This window comes from Caballeronia sp. LjRoot34 (assembly GCF_964253815.1).
GTDB lineage: Bacteria > Pseudomonadota > Gammaproteobacteria > Burkholderiales > Burkholderiaceae > Caballeronia.
In genome coordinates, this window is record NZ_CAXUSB020000002.1 from 1,607,246 (window position 1) to 1,625,544 (window position 18,299).

The window sequence follows — 18,299 nt, forward strand, 5'->3', positions numbered from 1 at the left end:
GCTTATGCTTATGTCGCCACCCGCCCTCGCCCGCAAGACGCTGCTCATCTGCCTGGGCGTCGCACTCAGCGCTTGCTCCACCCTGCCGGCTTACCAGAAGCCGGACGTTTCCGTACCGGCACACTATGCCGGCACCGCGGGTTGGGCACTTGCCGCCCCCGCGGATACCCAGCCGCGTGGCCCATGGTGGACCGCCTTCGGCGACCCGACGTTGAACGAACTCGAAAGCCGTATCGATGTATCGAACCAGACTGTGCAGAAAGCAGTTGCGCAGTTGCAGCAAGCACGCGCGTTCGTCGACTATCAGCGCGCCGGCTTCTTCCCGACCGTCACCGCGGGCGCGTCCGAGAGCCGCTTCCGCACGTCGCAGAATGTGCAGGGCCATTCGATTGCGGGCAAGACCATACCCGACTATTCGACCGGTTTGAGCGCTTCGTGGGAACCCGACCTGTTTGGCCGCGTGAAAGATGCAACCGTCAACGCGCAAGCGAATGCGGCTGCAAGCGAAGCCGATCTTGCAGCCGTGCGCCTTTCGATGACGACCGACCTGGCCGTCGATTACTTCGACCTGCGCTCACTCGATACACAGAAGAAACTCTTCGACGACACCGTCACCGCGTATGCCGATGCGCTGCGCATTTTGAACCAGCAACTGAAAAATGGCGCAATTGATGCTTCCGCGGTCGCGCTGGCCTCGACCCAACTGGAAAGTACACGAACACAGGACACGGATATCGACGTTCAGCGTGCGCAGCTTCAGCACGCGATCGCCACGTTGATTGGCGAACCGGCATCGACGTTCTCCATCGCGGCCAGGCCGCAGCCCTTCGTTTTGCCGTCTATTCCACCCAGCGTGCCCTCACAGCTTCTCGAACGCCGCCCTGACATTGCTGCTGCCGAACGCCGCGTATTCGCGGCCAATGCGCAGATTGGCGAGGCCCATGCCGCGTTCTTTCCCGATCTCACGCTATCGGCAAGCGCCGGACTCGAAAGCACGTTCTTTGCGCCGTGGCTCACCGCCCCCAGCCTCTTCTGGTCAATCGGTCCCCAGCTTGTCGGCACATTGTTTGACGGTGGAAGGCGCGATGCGCAATTGAAGAGCGCCAACTCGCAATATGATGCCTCGGTCGCCGACTACCGGCAGACCGTGCTCGTGGCGTTTCAACAGGTCGAGGACAATTTGTCCGCGCTGCAGTCGCTTCAGAGCGAAGCCGCAAGTCAACAACGCGCAACGTCCGCTGCCGAGCTTGCGTTGAAGTTGACGACCAATCGGTTCCAGGCCGGAGCGGTGAGCTATCTCGATGTCGTGACTGCACAGACCATCGCGTTGACGAATCAGCGCACCGCCGACCAGATCGATGCGCGCAGGCTTGATGCAAACGTGTTGTTATTGAAGGCGCTTGGCGGTGGCTGGCAAGGGCTTGCGCCCGGACAAACCACCGAATAAAGGCGCATATCATGAGGAATCCGATCCTACGCGACGAGGTGAGGAAGGTGATAAGTGCCGCATTTCGCGAGTTTTGCTCTTTATGAAAAACGTAATCTGTGTGACGGTGGCGGCTGTTCTGATCGAGCAGCCGAGCCACGATTGCGCGTAGCCGACGCCACATCTCGTTAACGCCCGCTTGCCTGGTCAATGACGGCTAATAGATCGCTTAGTGCCTGCTTGCAGGACGCCGCGTTCGGCGCCTTCTCACGCAAGGCACTGAGTGCCTGATCGATAGACTTATCAACCTTGTGTCAGTCGGCTGCCGCACGCGGCTTCAACGACGGTTCCCCATCCCACGAGGTCTCCAGATCTTTGATTCTCGTGCGCGCTCCTGCGAGATCGCCTTTGTTTACCATGATGGCTGTATCGGCGACTATGCGCCGGAACCCGGGCAAGTCACCGAGCTTCGATGGCGCGGCTTGTGCGGTGCTCACGAACGATATCGACGTCGGAGCGCAAAACGTGCTGATGGCCGTCAGTCCAGGCATAGCAAAGATCAGGGGTTTGAGGTATCGCCAGGAAATCATGATTGCCGCTCCGTTTTCAATAAAATTATTAAGGTGAAGTGCCGATCGGATTACGACTTGCTCACGGCACGCAATGATTTTGTGCGGGACGGCCGGCTAATGCTGACGTAGATCACAAGGACAACGATCACCGAGAGAAATACAATGCTCGTCCCAACGCTGCCCCAGCCAAGTCCGCCATACTTCCTCGACTGCGAGATGAGATCCCCGAGTGAAGCGCCAAGCGGCCGCGTTAAAATTTAAGCAATCCATAACGTCAACACTGAGTCAGCGCCAAGGAAATAGGCGAGCGAAGTCAACGCGATCAGCCCGCCAAACACCACCGTCCCCAGGGCAAATCCGAGTCCCAATGCCTCAGTAGCCAAATCCCCGGCTGCGGTACCGAGCGCAAACGTAACGAGGATGGCCGCCCAGTAAAAAAATTCTCGTGGACATGTGTTGATTGAGTGGATCGACAGCGTGCCCTCCGCGCGGTACCACGCGAGGAAAACGGCGGCGAGACAGACCGCGAACACCGACGTGCTGATATACAAGTTGACCGACAGCCCGTCGGTCAGCGCATCGGTTATCTGAGTACCGACAATGCTGACTAGCACCACCGTCAGCCAGTAGCTCCACGGTACATAAGCGCGCGATCGAATCTGCAGCGCCAATGCCGCGATCAGCTACACCGCACATATGAGGCTGGTGACAAGCGTTCCAAACCCCACGCCCACTGCAAGATAATCGGCGCCAGTTTCACCCTCCGTGGTGGACAAGAGCTTGATGACCCCAAAGATAGTCGTGACTTCAGGGACCTTATTAAAGCGGTCGTCTCCAACTTCAACGGGATATGCGCGAGTCATCATAATGAGTTTCCGAGTGAGGGTTTGCGGCCGCATCACGATTACGAAAGCTAAATGTAACGATAAAATATTATGGGAAGCTTATTAGTTCTGGCTGCCTGCGCAAATTTTGTGACCGCCTCTCTGCAGCTGATCCCGGCATGGCGCGCACGGCGCGACCGATCGCGACATTCCGCGACGAAGTCTGGCTTACGTTGGGGGCGGTGATGCAGCTCGAACCGGCCGCGATCGAAGGCGATCGATAAGGCTTACGATCGCGCGGGGGGGTGGATCGCTATGCACCCTCATGGGCTAAAGGCAGACTTTTTGGTTTGCCTCAAAGGATCGGCTGACTCGCCCGGCTTTGGCGGCGGCTGGGCCGCCGTATGCCCGGGCCGCCATCCTCAGGACGATTAGCCCTGCGGCGCGAAGTTGCGGTCGATTGACATGGTTGATCAGGCCACACGCGATGGCACGCCAGTGGCAGGCTTTTCCACTGGAAAAGTCAGCACGAAGCGTGTGACGCCCGGTCCGCTTTCCGCATGGGCACTCCCGCCGTGCAAGTCCATGATGGTTCGCACTATCGCCAGTCCAAGTCCGGCTGACCCGCTTGTCGAACTGCTGCTCGTGCGCGAAGGATCCGCCCGGTAAAACCGGTCGAACACTCGTTCGAGCATCGCTGAATCGAGCGGGACGCCCTGATTTGTTACGGAGACACGCAGCGTGTCGCCCTGGGTCTGGGTATCGAGCGTGATGGTGCCGCCCCGAGGCGTATAACGTACCGCATTCGCGAGCAGGTTGCTGACGGCTCGCCGGAACAATTCGACATCCGCCGCAAGCCGTCCGCCGCCACTCTCGCGCAGATGAACCCCGGCATCGTCGGCAATGCCTTCGAAATACTCTGCGATCTTCAGCAGTTCGTCTTCGACACTGAACTCGACCTTGTGCTTTGCGAAAGTCGGATGTTCAGCACGCGCCAGAAATAGCACGTTCTCGATCATGCGTGAAAGGCGGTCGCACTCCTCGAGATTCGATGCGAGCACAGCCTGATATTCCTCGCTCGAGCGCGGGCGCGCGAGCGCAACCTCCGTCGCACCGCGCAGATTGCCCAAGGGCGTGCGCATGTCGTGCGCGAGGTCCGCCGTGAAGCGGGAAAGCCGCGTGAAACCACGCTCAAACCCGGCAAACATGGTGTTGAGCGACAGGACCAGTGACTGAAGCTCCTGCGGCACGTGACCCACCTTGATCCGGGAAGCAAGGTTGTCGATGGTAAAATTTTCGGCACTGCGCGCTATCTCTCGCAGCGGATTGAGCGCCCGCCGCAGCAGCAGATAGCTCATCAAGAACGCTAGCAAGACGCCGGCCGAACCAGCGAAGCGCAACCGGTCGCGATATTGGTCCAGCAGCAACTTCCGATCGTGCATATTGCGCGTCACGATAATCGTCACATAAGATCCATCGCTCAGGCGGGCCAGTGCGGCGAGGCGGCGGAACGGCATGTCGTTGGTTGCCAAGCGTTCCACGATCGACGCCGTGGTGATCTGCTGCGACGCCCCAACTGTTCCAGGCGGCCACGAAAGTTCATCAGCCGTCTCGACCCGGTTGTGCTCGAGCAGCACGCGGTTGGACGGATCAAGGATTTCGACCGACAAAGCCTCGTTGCCAAGCACCTGGCTTTCGACCCGCTCCTTGTGTGCACGAAGGTCTCCAGTACCGGCTAGTTCTCCGATCAGACGGCGAGTATGACGGGCGGCCAGCACGATGTCGAGATCGTCCTGGGTGCGCACTTCATGCGCGAGCGCCAGATAGACGTAGGTGCCGATCATTGCGAAAACCGCAAGCGTGGTTGCGGCAAAAACCAGTGCGAGCGTTGCCGTCAACGAGCAAGCCCGATTGCGGCCCCTCATCAATCGTCCTCCCGCGTGTCGATCACATAGCCAACGCCGCGAACAGTCGCAATCAGCTTGACGTCGAAATCGTCGTCGACCTTGGCACGCAGACGCCGGATCGCGACTTCCACTACATTGGTGTCGCTGTCGAAATTCATGTCCCACACATACGAGGCGATCTGCGTTCGGCTCATGACCTCGCCCTTCTTTCGCGCGAGCAATTGCAGCAACGAGAACTCGCGCGGTGTCAGATCGATGCGCTTGCCGGCGCGGCGCACTTTGTGCCGCATGACATCGATTTCCAGGTCCGCGACGGTGATCAGATCGCTTTCACGCGGCGGTCCACGCCGCGCCAGAGTACGAACGCGCGCGAGTAACTCGACGAATGCGAACGGCTTGACGAGGTAATCGTCGCCGCCAAGTTCAAGTCCGTGCACGCGGTCGCTGACGTCGTCACGGGCAGTCAGGAACAATACCGGCGTAGTCTTCAGGGTTCGAACATTCTTGAGCACGGCCCATCCGTCCATGGTCGGCAACATGACATCGAGCACGATGACGTCGTAGTCCTCTTCGCGGGCGAGAATCAGGCCTTCGGCGCCGTCGGAAGCGGTGTCGACTGAATAGCCCGCTTCCTCGAGTCCCTTCTTGATGTAAGCGAGCGCCTTCTGCTCGTCCTCAATGACCAGAATTCGCATATTTGCACCTCACCGTCACATTATTTGCCATTCCACGATAGTACGCCGGCCGTGCCGGGTCACGATTACGGGGAAAATCCTGACCGCATTTTGCGGGAGTACGAGTGACAGCCGACCGACCATTTGATTACAAGATTGATATGTGGACTCGCGGCACTTGCGCCACCCGGTCTTCCTATGTGACGTAAGCAGCGAGCGGAGGTAAGCGTGGTTTCGGTGATCACGGGGAGGTCAAGGGCAGGTCCAGGGCAGGTCCAGGGCGACAAGCCCGTTGTTCATGCGCGCAAACGATCGAGAGACCCGGGACATTTAGCCAGCTTGCCGGAATTACGCAGGTGGTTTCCGAGCTGTGAGATATGCGACACGGTCCGCGGTGACGAACTGCTGAGCCTCCACCCTTGGACGAAAGATTGTCTCGAACAACGCCCGTTCTTCAACGGAGAACCGTTCCTCGAGAATGCTTCTCAGCGGCGGTGCCCAAGGGTGGGGGGAGCTGTCCAGAAACACCTCCCACGAATGGACAGCCGACGGGTAAATATCGACATGAAATTCCACGTGGATATCAATGAATCCGCAATGAATCCGGCATTCAGCGCGAGCCGAACCAAATCGCGTTCATTAAAATTTGTAATGAGACTACTGGCAATTTTTTCTTCAGTATAGGGAAACTGAGCGCCTTTCCAACGGCTGAGAAGGGGAAAGAAGCGATCGTCTGATCCCGGAGGCTGGGAGTCGACCAGTTGTTTTAGCGAGGCAGCTTCAAAAGCATCGCCTCGAAGGATGGGTTCGCCGATCGAGAGTCGTCCTCCGGGCCTGAGGACACGGCGAATCTCAAGAAACGCCTCCTCCCTATTGGTAACGTAGGCAAGAACCGCACTCGTGGTAACGACGTCGATAGATGCGTCGTCAATGTCTCTTAGCGCGTCAGCGGAACATTCAATAAATCTGCACTGGTCCTGAACATTCCGTTGAATCGCCAGCGTTTCGGCATGACGCAGCAATGGTGCCAAAATATCAGTGAGAATCACGCGTAGCGAGGGGCCAGTTGCATCGAGGGCCCGGAATGCTATCTGCCCGTCTCCCGTCCCTATGTCGACAAGCGCCACCCCGGCGCAAAGCTGGGCGCCGCTCAGAACTCAATTCGCGATCAGGTCAATTGAGGTGCGCAAAACCTGTTCGTGTTCGGGATCGTTACCGAAACGCGTATGCATGCTGTCACTAAAAAGAAAAAAACGCGATGGCGCCTCAGTCGCACGCCGCGTTTACAACGCGTAATTCGGGCAGTGTCCCACTCGAATTCTTAAGCGCTGCTTAAGCATTAAAACCATCAGGGCAATCGGTTGAACAGAAGGCGACTGAACACATTTTACGCAGCTAATAATTCGTTAAGGATAACTCCGTATTCTGGATGCATGCATCGCCAGGGTTGGAGTCAAACCAGCCATTTTTGCGTTGCATGACCGGTCACCGAATTCGCCGGACGACTACTCATTCTAGGAATTGACACCATGAAATCACTGGTAATTTCGTTGCTCGCAGCCTCGGCCCTGACGCTTCCCCTTGCCTCCTTCGCACAGACCGCCAACGATCCGGTTACCCGGGCGCAAGTACGCTCCGAATTGATCCAGGCGGAACAGCAAGGCACAGTGCCGCCGTCGAAGACAAACTATCCCGCCGGTCGAGATACCGCGCAGAACATGAACCGCCAGGCGGGACCACGAAGCGCTGACGCAAACAGCAGTTATGGCCCTTCAACAAACGGGTCGAACCAGTCAAGCGCACGAAGCGTTTTTCCAGTCCCGCATGAATCCCTCTTCTCGCACCATTAATCAAGGTCTTGTGTCTGCGGGACCAGGGCATTGCTTCACGTGGTTGCGTAGTTGACTAACAGGGGCGCTCTTCAGCGCCCCGTTTTCGTTCAATGATTTTCCCGCGCATGGATGCATCGGTCCATCAGCGCCGCGGTTTCATCAATAACTGCAGCAATACCGGCAACAGCAGCAGCACCAACGGCAACTGCACGATCAAACCGGAAATGATCGCTACCGCCAGCGGTTGTTGCATGGCCGATCCCTGGCCCAGTGCAAACGCCAGCGGCAGCAACGCAAGAATGGCCGCGATAGTCGTCATGGCAATCGGCCGCAAGCGATTCCGGCCCGCTTCTATCAAAGCCCGATCGAGCGGCATCTCTTCATCGCGCATCAACCCTTGCAACTCCGATACATAGAAGATCGCCACCTCCGTGACAATGCCGATGATCATCGTCATGCCCATCATCGCGGAGATGTTGAGCTCTATGCCGGTGACCCAGAGGCCGACAAACACTGCTCCGGTTGCCAGCAAGGGCATCGCAAGCACGGCTAGCGCAATGCGAAAACGCTCGTAGAGAAACAGCAGCAGGCCAAATACCAGCGCGACGGCCGCGCCGAATACGGTCATCAACCCCTTGAAGGCAATCTGCTGCTGTTGATACAAACCACCTAGTTCGTAGTACACGCCGGCGGGCAGCAGCTTGGCCGTAGCAAGCACTTTCTGCACGTCGGCAATGGTCGAGCCGAGGTCGCGCCCATCGATACGCGCCGTCACCGCCACCATGCGCTTCAGGTTGTCCCGGCTCACTTCCGGCTGGCCCGTCACGGTCACGCGCGAAGCCACGCGATCCAGCGCGAACAGATGGCCGTCCGGCGCGCGGATCTGTAACTGGCCGAGCTGGGTATCGGTGAGTGCGAGCGCACCGGCCACCCGAACGCGAATGCCGACCGTCTTCGGTCCATTCTGGAACTGCGTGGCAATATTGCCTTGCACCATGTCGGAGACGGCCTGCGCGATGCTCTGCGGGTCCATGCCTTCGGCCGCCGCCGCATCCGGCCGGATGTGCAGTTCAAGCGCGTCGCCGGCGGGATTGATGCCGTCGTTCACATCCACCACGCCCTGGACCTTGCCGATCGCCGCCGCCACGTTCCGCGCGGTCGAGTTGAGGGTGATCTGGTCGTCGGAATAAATCTTGATCTGCACAGGTTGCGGCACCGCGGTCAGATCGCCGATCAGGTCCTCCATCAGTTGAGCCAGTTCGATACTGACCCCGGGCACGTCTGTTTCCACTTTCGAGCGAATCTCCTCCATCACGGTTTCGATAGGCTCGCGCTTGCCGGACTTCAGGCGCACGAAAAAGTCTCCCCGGTTAGGCTCGTTCAGATCGCCGCCCAAGCCTGCGCCGGTTCGCCGCGAGTAAGTGGCGACATTCGGATTCGCACTGACAATCGCCTCGACCTGCTTCATCAGCCGGTCGGTTTCGCTGATCGATGTACCCGGCTCGGTGTGATAGTCGAGTACAAAACCGCCTTCGTCCATGGTCGGCATAAACCCGCTGCCCACCCGGGTGAAAGCGAACGCAGCAACAATAAGAAGCGGTACGAGGCCGATCAGGACAAGCGCGGGCCGTGCGCTGACGCGGCCGATCAACGTCGCGTAACGCGTATTCATCCACGTCGCCAGAACGGTTTCGGTGTGCTCCTCCGCGTCCCTGGGCTTGAGCCATCGGTCGCAGAGGATGGGCACGGCAAGCCAGGTGACCATGAACGAAATGAAGAGCGCGCTTGCCATGGTGACGGACAGTGCCTTGAAGAACGCGCCGGTCACGCCGGAGAGGAAGGCAAGGGGCACGAAGATGATCAGCGTCGCCGCGGACGACCCGGCAAGCGGCCGCGTGAATTCGAGCGCGGCTGCCATCACGCGGCCATGAAATGCGTTCGCGCCGCCCTCGCGCATGCGCCGCACAATATGCTCGATCATCACGATCGCGTCGTCGATCACCAGGCCCACCGCGGCCGCCATGCCGCCGAGCGTCATGATGTTGAAGCCCATGCCGAACACATCGAGCAAGAGAATGGTCGCGGCCATCACGACCGGCACCAGCGCCACCGCAATCGCGGTGATCTTCCAGTTGCGCAGGAACGCGAACAGCGTCAGCGCGGCGAGCACCACGCCGATCATGATGGCGTCGCGCACGCTCGTGGCCGCAGCAGTCACCAGCTCGCTCTGGTCGTACCAGTTGGCGAGGCGCACGCCCGGCGGCATCTGCGACTGGAATGCGCTCAGCTTCGCGCGGATCGCCTTCGCCATGGCGACGCTGTTCGCACCGGGTTGCTGGTAGATGTTGACGAGCACCGCGTCCTGCCCGTCGGCCGTCACGCGCATCCATTGCGGCGTGACGCCTGCGCGCACTGTGGCAATATCGCCGAGCCGGATTTGCGTGGGTCCGTTCGCCGATACCACCACGTTCCTCAGATCGTCGAGCTTCGTAATGGTCGCGTCGGAAATGACCAGGTAGAGCTTGTAGTGATCCTCGATCCGGCCGGCCGCCATCAGTACGTTGCTCGCGCCGATCGCTTTGGATACATCGGCGAGCGAGAGCTTGTAGACCGCGAGCCGGGCGGGGTCCACGGCCACTTCGAACTCGTCGGTCGCGCCGCCTGTCACATCCACGCGCGCCACCCCTTCCACCGACGACAACAGCGGCCGCATCTGGAACTGCGCCAGATCGTGCAGTGTAGAAAGCGATTGCTGCTTCGACGTCAGGCTATAGGCAAGGACCGGGAACACCGTCGGATCCATGCGGCGGACCTGCATTGACGTGCCTTGCGGTAACGTACCAAGGATCTCGCTGATCGACGATTGCGCCTGCAGCGTGGCCTGCGCCATGTCCGTGCCCCAGTCGAAGTTCACCGATATCTCAGCGGACCCGCGGCTCGTCTTCGACTCGACATCGAGTACGTTGGGCACGCGCCGCAGCGCCTCTTCCACCGGCATGGTGACGAGTGTCGCCATCTGCTCGGCGGGACGGTCGCCAGCGTCGAGAGAGACAACGGCGCGCGGGAACGCCACGTTCGGGAACAGCGATATCGGCAGCCGGAACGCGGTCAGTGCGCCGGCCGCAGCGAGCAACCCGATCACGAACAGCAATGAGCGCCGGTGAGCCTGCATCCATTGGCCGAAGTTCATCGTGGTGCGCCTCCCGCGCCTTGCACCACCATGCCGTCCTTCAACTCATAGTTGCCGCTGACCACCACCGCTTGCGTCGCATTGAGCGGACCGTCGACGCCGTAGCGGTCGCGGTCCTCTATCTGCGTCACCACATTCACGCGATGCGCCTTGTTGCCGGACACAACCTGGAACACGAAATCGCCGTGATCGTCCTTGAGCACGGCCGAGCGCGGGACGATCCAATGCATGCCCCGGTTCGTATCGATATCGGCGGCCACGTGCGTGCCCGGAATGAAGGCGCTATTGCCGAGCGGCACGGTCGCGCCCACATCGACGAGCTGGCTTTGCGGGTCGATGGACGCACCCACCAGGACCACGCGCCCGGTCATGGAGACCTTCGCGAGCGAGGTTGACAAGCCCCGCAAGCGGACCTCATCGCCGGCATGGATGTTGATGGCGTCCGAAGGTTCGACCGCCAGCATCACGTTGCCGCGCGTCTGCCGGCCGCTGTCCGCGCCGGCAAGCTGCACGATCGGCGCACCCGCCGACACCTGATCGCCCTGTCCCACCGAGGTCTGCAACACCACGCCGTCGATGGGCGACGCAACGACCTTGGCTCCGCTCGTGATCCCGCTCTGTGCCTGCGACGCCAGCGCCTCGCGAGCATCCTGGGCCGCCTTGCGAGCGGCAGCCAGTTGCGAGGCGGTGGCAAGGCCCTTGTCGAACAGCGACTGGGTGCGCGCGAGCTCGCCGTCGGACAGTGTCGCGGCGCTTCTTGCCTGCGTGGCGGCTAGCACGGCAGCAGGGTCGGCCTGCACGACAAACAGCGGATCGCCACGCTTGACCGGCTGACCCGTCTGCACGTGCAGTTGCATGATCCGCGCGACGTAGGGCAGGTTGATTGAAGTGAGGTTAGCCGCCGATGCCGCGACGATGCCGTACGCGCGCACCGGTTGCGCAATCGGTGCGCGCTGGACCGGGGCGGTCGATACAGCGACGACGGTGTCGTCGGCAAGCGCGTTGGTTGCTTCGAAGAAAACGCTGAAGCAAAAGCAAAGAGCGATGCAAGCGTGCATCGAAAGCCGGTTATTTTGCATGGGCTTCGGTCAGGTTCAGGTCGGAAGTAAAGGCGTCGGGGATCGCACTGCCCAGCAGCGCTTGCAAGCCAACGCGCTGTTCGGCCCGCGATTCGCGCAGCGTCGCGATATCCACACGTTTGGTCAGCGCGGCCGACATCGCATCCGTGTACGCACCGAGTGTCAGGTTGTGCTCGACAAAAGCTGCGCCGGCGTCGCGCGCCGCATGCTCCGTCCCGGGCAGCGCCGCTTCGGTCTGCTCGATCTGGCGCGAGAGGATGGTGTCGTCGGCACGCAGATGGGCCACGTCGGCGAATGCCTGGTTCAGGCGGTTTTGATATTCATCACGCAGGCGCTGGCGCGTGCTTTGCTCGATCGCAATATTGCCGCGGTTGCGGTTGAAGATGGGCAGGCTCAGGTTGATCTGGAATCCTGACGTGTAGACATTCGATGTATCGCGTTGACGGTCAAACCCCACGGTCAGAGACGGAAACTGGCTCATGATCGCCGCACGATACTTTTGCTCCTGCGCCTCGTAGCCCGCTTGCAGGGCCAGCAAATCGGGCCGCCGGCGCGGCAGCGCGGCGACCGCGCTATTCACGGTGGTGTCGTCGAGTGGCGCGTCTTCTGGCTCGCCCACGAGCTGCAATTGCACGTCGGGCGACAAACCCAGCAGCTGGTTCAGGTCACGATGCGTCTGCTCGGCCGCGCGTTCAGCATCGGTATAGAGCTTGCGCGCGTCGCTATACGAAGTCAGGGCAGCGGTCAGCGTGTCTTCGGTCAGGTTGCCCTCGCGTTGGGCATCAGACATGCGTTCATAACGCGTGCGCGACAGATCGCGTTCTTGCTGCAGCAACGGTAGCGTGTCCTCTTGAAAGCGCGCCTTGATGAACAGTTGTTTTGCCTGCGCCACGACCTGCCATTCCTGCCAGAGCAGGCCCAGATCTGTCTTTGCAACAGTCGCGTCGGCCGACTGCTTGTTCGCGCCACGCGCGAAGATCGCCAGCACGTCCATGGTCAAGCCATAATTGAACGCACGCGTCGCCCCTTCCATGCCTGAGTAATCGCTGGACACGGCTAATTGCGGATCGGGCAGCAATCCCGCCGAAAATGCCTGTGCCCGCGCAATACCCAGGTCGTCGCGAGCGAGCTTGAGATCGGGATTGTTCGCCACGGCCAGCATGGCGACCTCCTCCATGTCGAGGCCGTCCGAGGGATCGAAGCGATGTGCAGTAAGCTCGGGCAGGGGCATGGTCGCCGGGTCGATCTGCACGCGTGAGAGCGTAGTGAGCGTGGTTGATGTATCCCGCGGCGCAAGCGGTTCGCGGTGATACCAGGTGCAGCCGGCGAGCAGCGCCAGGCACGTGCCGGCGCAAACTAGCTTGTACAGGTACACACTCGGGGCGGTGAATACAGGCAAAGCTGGCTCCAGGGCGAAGAAAGTGAACGGGCAAGATTCATCGAAGGAGCGATTGATTCTAGGAAACCCGTGCTTAAGGAACGCTTAAGCACCTGCCGCCGACAATTCATACTCGATACTTGTTGGTAGGAACGGGGAGACTTCACGATGCGGCTATTACTGGTGGAAGACGACGAGATGATTGCCGAGACTGTGGTCGACTCCATGCGCCGGCTGGGTTACGCAATCGACTGGGCGGCGGACGGCCGCGCCGCTGAGCTGTCGCTTGGCAATGGCGTGTACGACCTCGTGCTGCTCGACCTCGGCTTGCCGAAACGCGATGGCATCCAGGTGTTGAACACGTACCGCAAGGCAGGCGGTGCGGCGTCCGTCATCATCCTGACCTCGCGCGATGCCGTGGATGACCGCGTTCGCGGGCTCGATGCAGGCGCCGACGACTACCTCATGAAACCCTTCGATCTCGACGAACTCGCCGCACGCGTGCGCGCGGCGCTGCGACGTCGTACCGGCCAGAAGCAGCCCATCTATACACATGGACAACTTGCCCTCGATCCCGCCTCGCACGAGGCGAGCAAGGCCGGTGTGCCGTTGCCGCTGGTGCCGCGCGAGTTCGCGTTGCTTCAGGTGCTGATCGAAGAACCAACACGCGTATTCAGGCGCGCGGAACTGGAAGAGAAGCTGTACGGATGGGGTGAGGAAGTGGGCAGCAATACCATTGAGGTGCATGTCCACAGTCTCAGGCGCAAGATTGGCGCTGAGCAGATATTGACGATCCGGGGCGTAGGCTACCGGCTCAAGGGAATCGAATGACATCCATCCGCCGCTGGCTGCTCGGCTGGCTGATCTTCGGACTGGCCGCCACGTCGCTAGTGGCAGCCTACGGCATCTTTCACACCGCGCGCCGAGAAGCGGGCGAGTTGTTCGACTACGAGCTGCGCACCGTCGCGCTGTCGTTGCCCGCGAATATTGCCACTGCCGACGCTGCTGAGCAGCGCAGCCACGAGTTCGACGGCATAGCCGACGACCTGATTGCGATCGATATCTGGGACAAGCAAGGCCAGCTTGTTTACCACTCGCTCAAGGAGCCGGCGTTACCGCGTATCGCTGAAGGATTCCAGTCGATTGAACGCGGTGAATATCGATGGCGCGTGTTTGGCCTCCAGCAGCCGGATCGGTACATCCAGGTGGCGCAACCGTTCTCCGTTCGCGAAGATCTTGCGCTGCGGCTCGCCTGGCGCACGTTGTGGCCGCTGGCCCTGGTGGTGCCGGTGACCATTGCGCTGGTGTTGTTTGTCGTGGCCCGGGGGCTTGCGCCGATCGGTGGGTTGTCGCGTGCGTTATCGCGGCGCTCGCTTGACTCGCTTGAACCGTTGCAAGTGGGCACACGGGTACCCGTGGAGATCCGTCCACTGGTCGATGCGTTGAACGACTTGCTGCTGCGTTTAAGCGACGCGTCGCAGGCGCAGCGGATCTTTGTTGCCGACGCGGCGCACGAGTTGCGTACGCCGCTAACCGCATTGAAGTTGCAACTTCAGGCGGCACGACGCGACGGGACGTTGCAAGGCGATGGCCAGACGCTCGAACGTCTTGAGGAACGGCTGAACCGGATCATTCACCTTGCCCATCAGTTATTAGCGATGGCTCGTGAGGACGCGAACCGCGCGGCTTCCATGACGCACATGAGTCTGCGCCGTCTTGCGGAGCGGTCCGTGAGTGATCTGTCGTTGCTGGCGGAGGCCAAGCGCATTGATCTCGGACTGGAAGAGCGGGCGGGCAATGCATCGGACGACTATGTGGTAATGGGCGATGAACATGCGCTGGGTATCCTGTTGAACAATCTGGTCGATAACGCGATTCGCCATACGCCCGAGGGCGGTAAGGTTGATGTGATCCTCGCGCGCGATCCACAGGGCGTGAGCGTTGAAGTCACAGACACAGGTCCGGGCATTGCGCCCGATGAACTGGACCGGGTGTTCGACCGGTTCTATCGCGGTACCGGTACGCAGGGCTCGGGCAGCGGGCTGGGTCTCGCGATTGCATCGAGCATTGCGGGGCGGCACGGGGCTAAGCTCGATGTGAGCAACCGCGACGGAGGGGGTTTGATCGTGAGCGTGGCAGCGCTCACGCCGGGCGATGGCAAGCTGTCGGCATGATTTCGAAGAAAACTGAAAGTCCCGCGTCAGGATAGAAACATGGTCGACAGTGCCGGCCTGCGTCCGACCCGGATCAGGCGTTATTGCGCTGTGGACATCAAGACGATGGGGTGATTTCGCCCCTGTTGCGCCGGCTTCCATCTGAAGCAGCGCGAAGGCCGCATCGACTGAAATGATGCGGCCAGCGATCCTCTTGACCGCTCGCCCGGCCTTAGTTCGCTGCATCTTGGCCTGGCAACCCCGAAGCCGATGTTGCGGCACTGCTTCCCTGCGCACCGCTCTCCGATGCATACGCGCTGTTGGCCGCTTGCACTCGTTGTTCCGCCGCTTGTATCTCGTCGGGATAATGAATTTGCTTGCTTGCGGGCTGATAGCCCGCACGCTCCAACTGAACAAGTTCCGCGCGCACTTGGGCTCGCGTGACCGGACCGTTGGTGGCCTGTGCGAACGAAACGGCTGGAACAATCAGAACTGCAGACAGTATTGCGCAGATAAATTTTTTCATGATAAAAACCTCGTCGGATGTGGCTCCAGCCACCATGATTGAAGCCCGTGCTCTTCATGCTCTTCACCGCGATACATAGAAACAGCGAAACAGCGAAGAACAGGACTTCATTTTGCGCAACGCGTAGTGACTACATCCTGACGCGACGATTACAAGCTTGTTATCTGCGTGGCTTGCGGTTTCGCCGCGCGTCGAGGTCCCGCTTTACGGAGCGAATCCGGTGTTCAGATCAGCTTCGCTGAGTGTCACCACGCGTTTCCTTCGACACCGTTGAAACCTGCATTCCCGCGTTCATAAGGCTCAGCTAATCCTGAAACGATAAGCTTATCTATCATTCACCCATCATTCACTCATCTATCGCCCGCTATGGAAGCACTGAACCGCAGCCTGTTCTTACTGATCAACGCATCTGTTCAGCCAGAGTCTGTCACCGTGGCATTGGCCATGCTGTTCGGCGAGTACGCTATCTGGCTCGTGCCCGCGACACTGGTCGTGTGCTGGCTGCGTGGAAACGACATCGTGCGCGAGCGTCTGATCGAGGCCAGCGCGTCGGCGCTGGTCGCTTTGCTGGCCGCACAGATCATTGGCCTGACGTGGCCGCATCCGCGGCCTTTCATGATTGGCCTGGGGCATACGCTGATCGCGCATGGAGCGGATTCATCGCTTCCCAGCGACCCCTGACGTTCCTGTGGACGGTTGCCTTTAGTCTGGCGATGCATCCCGAAGCACGCCGCGCGGGCTGGGTACTCGCGCTCCTTGGCCTGCCAATGGCGTGGGCACGAATCTATATCGGAGTGCATTTCCCGCTCGATATAGCCGGCGCAGCGCTCGTCTCTGGAATCAGCGCCTGGCTTTGTGCGCTCACGGGCCGCTGGTTTGCGGCCCCGGTTGTGCGAGCCGCAATGCTTGCGTATCGGCCGCTGTTCGGACCGTTGATCCGGCGCGGCTGGGTGTCACGATAGCCCTGGATAGCCTGCCGCGGCGCCACTCACCAACGAGCCCGGCAGGCGTACACATCCACTACTGAACCTGAACCGGCACGCCTTGCTTCGCCACACCGCTGCCGCGCTTGCGGTCGATCCGCTGAGCGAGCTGGTCAAACCAGAGGTGAACTACCGGCGTGGTGAACAGTGTAAGCATCTGCGAGACGATCAAGCCGCCAACAATTGCAATGCCGAGCGGCACCCGCAACTCCGCGCCCGCGCCATGGCCGAGCGCCAACGGCAAAGCTCCGAACAACGCGGCCAGCGTCATCATCATGATCGGCCTGAACCGCAGCACGCACGCCTCGCGGATTGCATCGTGGGGAGACAGGTCCTGTTTCCGTTCAGCAACCAGCGCGAAGTCGATCATCATGATCGCGTTCTTCCTCACGATCCCGATCAGCAGGATCATGCCCATGATCGACAGATCCTGGCCGCATGACATCAGCGCGATGCAACGCGCCCACACCGGCAGATGGCAAGGTCGAAATGATGGTCAGTGGATGAATTGCGCTTTCGTACAAGATCCCGAGTATCAGGTACACCACCACGAGCGCGGCAGCTATCAGGCAAGGCTCGTTTTTCAACGACGCCTGGAACGCCTGCGCTGTTCCCTGGAACGTGCCGGTGAGCGAGTCCGGCTTGCCCACCGCCACCTCTGCCCGATGAATGCGTTCACGGCATTACCCAGCGACTGCCCCGAAGCGAGATTGAACGAGATAGTCACAGAGGGAAACAAGTTTTGGTGATTGACCGAGATCGGCGACACGCCGTTCTCGACTTTCGCGAGCGTGCTTAACGGCACCAGTGCATTGGTGAGCGGAGAACGTACGTATAAGTGCGCGAGCGCATCGGCCGTCAACTGGAACTTCGGATCCACTTCTTCTATGACGTGATACTGGTTGAGTTGCGTGAACAGCGTTGCGACCTGACGCTGGCCGAACGCGTCGTAGAGCGTGTCGTCAATGGCTTGCGCGGTAATGCCGAAACGCGACGCCGTGCTGCGATCAATCACCAGGGTGGCGCTGGTCGCCGACGCCTGCTGGTCCGAAGTGACATCGGTCAGTTCCGGCAACGCAGAAAGCCGCTGGGTCATCACCTGTGCCCAATGATTTAACAAGTTGACGTCAGGCGCCTGCAATGTGTACTGGTATTGCGCCGCGCTGATCCGGCCGCCACCTAGTCGCGCCTGCACCAGCGTGTCCTCTGCCTGGTACAGCGTGCGCTGTGCATCGAGTACGGTCAGGAAGTCGACTGTGCCGAACTTGTACTGCGCCTCGGCAAGCGTCGCGGCCTGGCGCGCTGCGTCGGCGGCGGTCTGGTCGAAGGCTTCCGCAAGCTGCTGTTGCTGCGCAGCCGTCAGCGAATCTTCAACGTCCTGCAGCGCGGTCACGATCGTCTGCCGGTAGTCCGCCACGCCTTGGTCACGGCCGCCTGGTTCGCATGAAGCTCGCCGTGCAACGCGCCGCCATCGAAGATGGGTACGGCAAGGGCGGTCGCGAGGCTGGCAAACGGACTCGTCAGGAAATGTGATAGCGAACCGCCGCTCAAACCGCCATCGGCCGTGAGCAGGAGGGTCGGAAAGTACGCCGCGCGAGCGGCACCGACGCTGTAGTTCGCAGACTGAAGGGTCGCTTCCTTCGAGCGTATACCGGGGCGTGCTTCCAGCAAGCTCGACCGATGATCCTGTCCGATGGTGTTGTTCGGATACTTGATCAGCGATGCACCGGCGGAATTCATCTACAGCCGGTGCAG

15 protein-coding genes and 3 pseudogenes are annotated in these 18,299 nt (G+C 60.5%); 5 read left to right on the forward strand and 13 right to left on the reverse strand.

Features of this window, described 5'->3' with window-relative positions; translation table 11 throughout:
* Positions 1-4: 4 nt before the first annotated feature.
* Positions 5-1,447 (forward strand): efflux transporter outer membrane subunit, encoded by a 1,443-nt coding sequence (locus ACSQ36_RS26805; protein WP_436184956.1) that lies wholly within the window; start codon positions 5-7, stop codon positions 1,445-1,447.
* Between the two features lie 167 nt (positions 1,448-1,614).
* Here the strand turns inward: ACSQ36_RS26805 and ACSQ36_RS26810 are convergent.
* The 5 genes and pseudogenes from ACSQ36_RS26810 to ACSQ36_RS26830 form a co-directional block, all read right to left on the reverse strand.
* Positions 1,615-1,977: pseudogene (locus tag ACSQ36_RS26810) on the reverse strand (histidine kinase).
* Between the two features lie 89 nt (positions 1,978-2,066).
* Positions 2,067-2,861: pseudogene (locus ACSQ36_RS26815) on the reverse strand (COG4705 family protein).
* A gap of 434 nt (positions 2,862-3,295) precedes the next feature.
* Complete coding sequence (locus ACSQ36_RS26820) at positions 3,296-4,747, reverse strand: heavy metal sensor histidine kinase (protein WP_436184298.1); 1,452 nt, start codon at positions 4,745-4,747, stop codon at positions 3,296-3,298.
* Entirely contained in the window at positions 4,747-5,424 is a 678-nt protein-coding gene (locus ACSQ36_RS26825) for a heavy metal response regulator transcription factor (protein ID WP_436184299.1), read from the reverse strand. Before ACSQ36_RS26825 ends, ACSQ36_RS26820 begins: the two co-directional genes overlap by 1 nt.
* A gap of 464 nt (positions 5,425-5,888) precedes the next feature.
* Positions 5,889-6,530 carry a class I SAM-dependent methyltransferase gene (locus ACSQ36_RS26830; protein WP_436184300.1) on the reverse strand — a complete coding sequence of 214 codons (642 nt, stop codon included), beginning with the start codon at positions 6,528-6,530 and terminating at the stop codon, positions 5,889-5,891.
* Between the two features lie 402 nt (positions 6,531-6,932).
* Between ACSQ36_RS26830 and ACSQ36_RS26835 the strand changes: the two genes are divergently transcribed.
* Complete coding sequence (locus tag ACSQ36_RS26835) at positions 6,933-7,253, forward strand: DUF4148 domain-containing protein (RefSeq protein ID WP_436184301.1); 321 nt, start codon at positions 6,933-6,935, stop codon at positions 7,251-7,253.
* A 124-nt stretch (positions 7,254-7,377) separates the two neighbouring features.
* Here ACSQ36_RS26835 and ACSQ36_RS26840 read toward each other — a convergent pair whose 3' ends face one another.
* The 3 genes from ACSQ36_RS26840 to ACSQ36_RS26850 are packed head-to-tail and all read right to left on the reverse strand — an operon-like array spanning position 7,378 to position 12,903.
* On the reverse strand, positions 7,378-10,425 hold the full coding sequence (locus tag ACSQ36_RS26840) for an efflux RND transporter permease subunit (protein ID WP_436184302.1): 3,048 nt from the start codon (positions 10,423-10,425) through the stop codon (positions 7,378-7,380).
* Positions 10,422-11,504 carry an efflux RND transporter periplasmic adaptor subunit gene (locus ACSQ36_RS26845; protein WP_436184303.1) on the reverse strand — a complete coding sequence of 361 codons (1,083 nt, stop codon included), beginning with the start codon at positions 11,502-11,504 and terminating at the stop codon, positions 10,422-10,424. Before ACSQ36_RS26845 ends, ACSQ36_RS26840 begins: the two co-directional genes overlap by 4 nt.
* Entirely contained in the window at positions 11,494-12,903 is a 1,410-nt protein-coding gene (locus ACSQ36_RS26850; RefSeq protein ID WP_436184304.1) for a TolC family protein, read from the reverse strand. The genes ACSQ36_RS26845 and ACSQ36_RS26850 overlap by 11 nt, the downstream gene beginning before the upstream one ends.
* A gap of 147 nt (positions 12,904-13,050) precedes the next feature.
* Here ACSQ36_RS26850 and ACSQ36_RS26855 point away from each other — a divergent pair, with 147 nt between their 5' ends.
* Positions 13,051-13,713 (forward strand): response regulator, encoded by a 663-nt coding sequence (locus tag ACSQ36_RS26855; protein WP_436184305.1) that lies wholly within the window; start codon positions 13,051-13,053, stop codon positions 13,711-13,713.
* Positions 13,710-15,056 carry an ATP-binding protein gene (locus ACSQ36_RS26860; protein ID WP_436184306.1) on the forward strand — a complete coding sequence of 449 codons (1,347 nt, stop codon included), beginning with the start codon at positions 13,710-13,712 and terminating at the stop codon, positions 15,054-15,056. Before ACSQ36_RS26855 ends, ACSQ36_RS26860 begins: the two co-directional genes overlap by 4 nt.
* Before the next feature lie 211 nt (positions 15,057-15,267).
* Here ACSQ36_RS26860 and ACSQ36_RS26865 read toward each other — a convergent pair whose 3' ends face one another.
* Positions 15,268-15,561 carry a DUF4148 domain-containing protein gene (locus ACSQ36_RS26865; protein ID WP_436184307.1) on the reverse strand — a complete coding sequence of 98 codons (294 nt, stop codon included), beginning with the start codon at positions 15,559-15,561 and terminating at the stop codon, positions 15,268-15,270.
* A 366-nt stretch (positions 15,562-15,927) separates the two neighbouring features.
* On the opposite strand from ACSQ36_RS26865, the pseudogene ACSQ36_RS26870 reads away from it, so the two are divergent.
* Positions 15,928-16,523: pseudogene (locus ACSQ36_RS26870) on the forward strand (undecaprenyl-diphosphatase).
* 58 nt (positions 16,524-16,581) lie between these two features.
* Here the strand turns inward: ACSQ36_RS26870 and ACSQ36_RS26875 are convergent.
* The 4 genes from ACSQ36_RS26875 to ACSQ36_RS26890 are packed head-to-tail and all read right to left on the reverse strand — an operon-like array spanning position 16,582 to position 18,284.
* A complete protein-coding gene (locus tag ACSQ36_RS26875) occupies positions 16,582-16,989 on the reverse strand; it encodes an efflux RND transporter permease subunit (RefSeq protein ID WP_436184308.1) in 408 nt (135 codons plus the stop codon).
* Positions 16,889-17,200 carry an efflux RND transporter permease subunit gene (locus ACSQ36_RS26880; protein WP_436184309.1) on the reverse strand — a complete coding sequence of 104 codons (312 nt, stop codon included), beginning with the start codon at positions 17,198-17,200 and terminating at the stop codon, positions 16,889-16,891. Before ACSQ36_RS26880 ends, ACSQ36_RS26875 begins: the two co-directional genes overlap by 101 nt.
* A complete protein-coding gene (locus ACSQ36_RS26885) occupies positions 17,128-17,961 on the reverse strand; it encodes an efflux RND transporter permease subunit (RefSeq protein WP_436184310.1) in 834 nt (277 codons plus the stop codon). The genes ACSQ36_RS26880 and ACSQ36_RS26885 overlap by 73 nt, the downstream gene beginning before the upstream one ends.
* Positions 17,934-18,284 carry a TolC family protein gene (locus tag ACSQ36_RS26890; protein ID WP_436184311.1) on the reverse strand — a complete coding sequence of 117 codons (351 nt, stop codon included), beginning with the start codon at positions 18,282-18,284 and terminating at the stop codon, positions 17,934-17,936. Before ACSQ36_RS26890 ends, ACSQ36_RS26885 begins: the two co-directional genes overlap by 28 nt.
* Positions 18,285-18,299: the final 15 nt, after the last annotated feature.

What these genes read in the sequence shown, in the direction of transcription:
- ACSQ36_RS26840 (WP_436184302.1), bottom strand. Translation starts at nt 10,425, where the DNA reads ATGAACTTCGGCCAATGGATGCAGGCTCACCGGCGCTCATTGCTGTTC.
- ACSQ36_RS26860 (WP_436184306.1), top strand. Translation starts at nt 13,710, where the DNA reads ATGACATCCATCCGCCGCTGGCTGCTCGGCTGGCTGATCTTCGGACTG.
- ACSQ36_RS26825 (WP_436184299.1), bottom strand. Translation starts at nt 5,424, where the DNA reads ATGCGAATTCTGGTCATTGAGGACGAGCAGAAGGCGCTCGCTTACATC.
- ACSQ36_RS26845 (WP_436184303.1), bottom strand. Translation starts at nt 11,504, where the DNA reads ATGCAAAATAACCGGCTTTCGATGCACGCTTGCATCGCTCTTTGCTTT.
- ACSQ36_RS26865 (WP_436184307.1), bottom strand. Translation starts at nt 15,561, where the DNA reads ATGAAAAAATTTATCTGCGCAATACTGTCTGCAGTTCTGATTGTTCCA.
- ACSQ36_RS26835 (WP_436184301.1), top strand. Translation starts at nt 6,933, where the DNA reads ATGAAATCACTGGTAATTTCGTTGCTCGCAGCCTCGGCCCTGACGCTT.
- ACSQ36_RS26805 (WP_436184956.1), top strand. Translation starts at nt 5, where the DNA reads ATGCTTATGTCGCCACCCGCCCTCGCCCGCAAGACGCTGCTCATCTGC.
- ACSQ36_RS26855 (WP_436184305.1), top strand. Translation starts at nt 13,051, where the DNA reads ATGCGGCTATTACTGGTGGAAGACGACGAGATGATTGCCGAGACTGTG.
- ACSQ36_RS26875 (WP_436184308.1), bottom strand. Translation starts at nt 16,989, where the DNA reads ATGTCATGCGGCCAGGATCTGTCGATCATGGGCATGATCCTGCTGATC.
- ACSQ36_RS26890 (WP_436184311.1), bottom strand. Translation starts at nt 18,284, where the DNA reads ATGAATTCCGCCGGTGCATCGCTGATCAAGTATCCGAACAACACCATC.
- ACSQ36_RS26820 (WP_436184298.1), bottom strand. Translation starts at nt 4,747, where the DNA reads ATGAGGGGCCGCAATCGGGCTTGCTCGTTGACGGCAACGCTCGCACTG.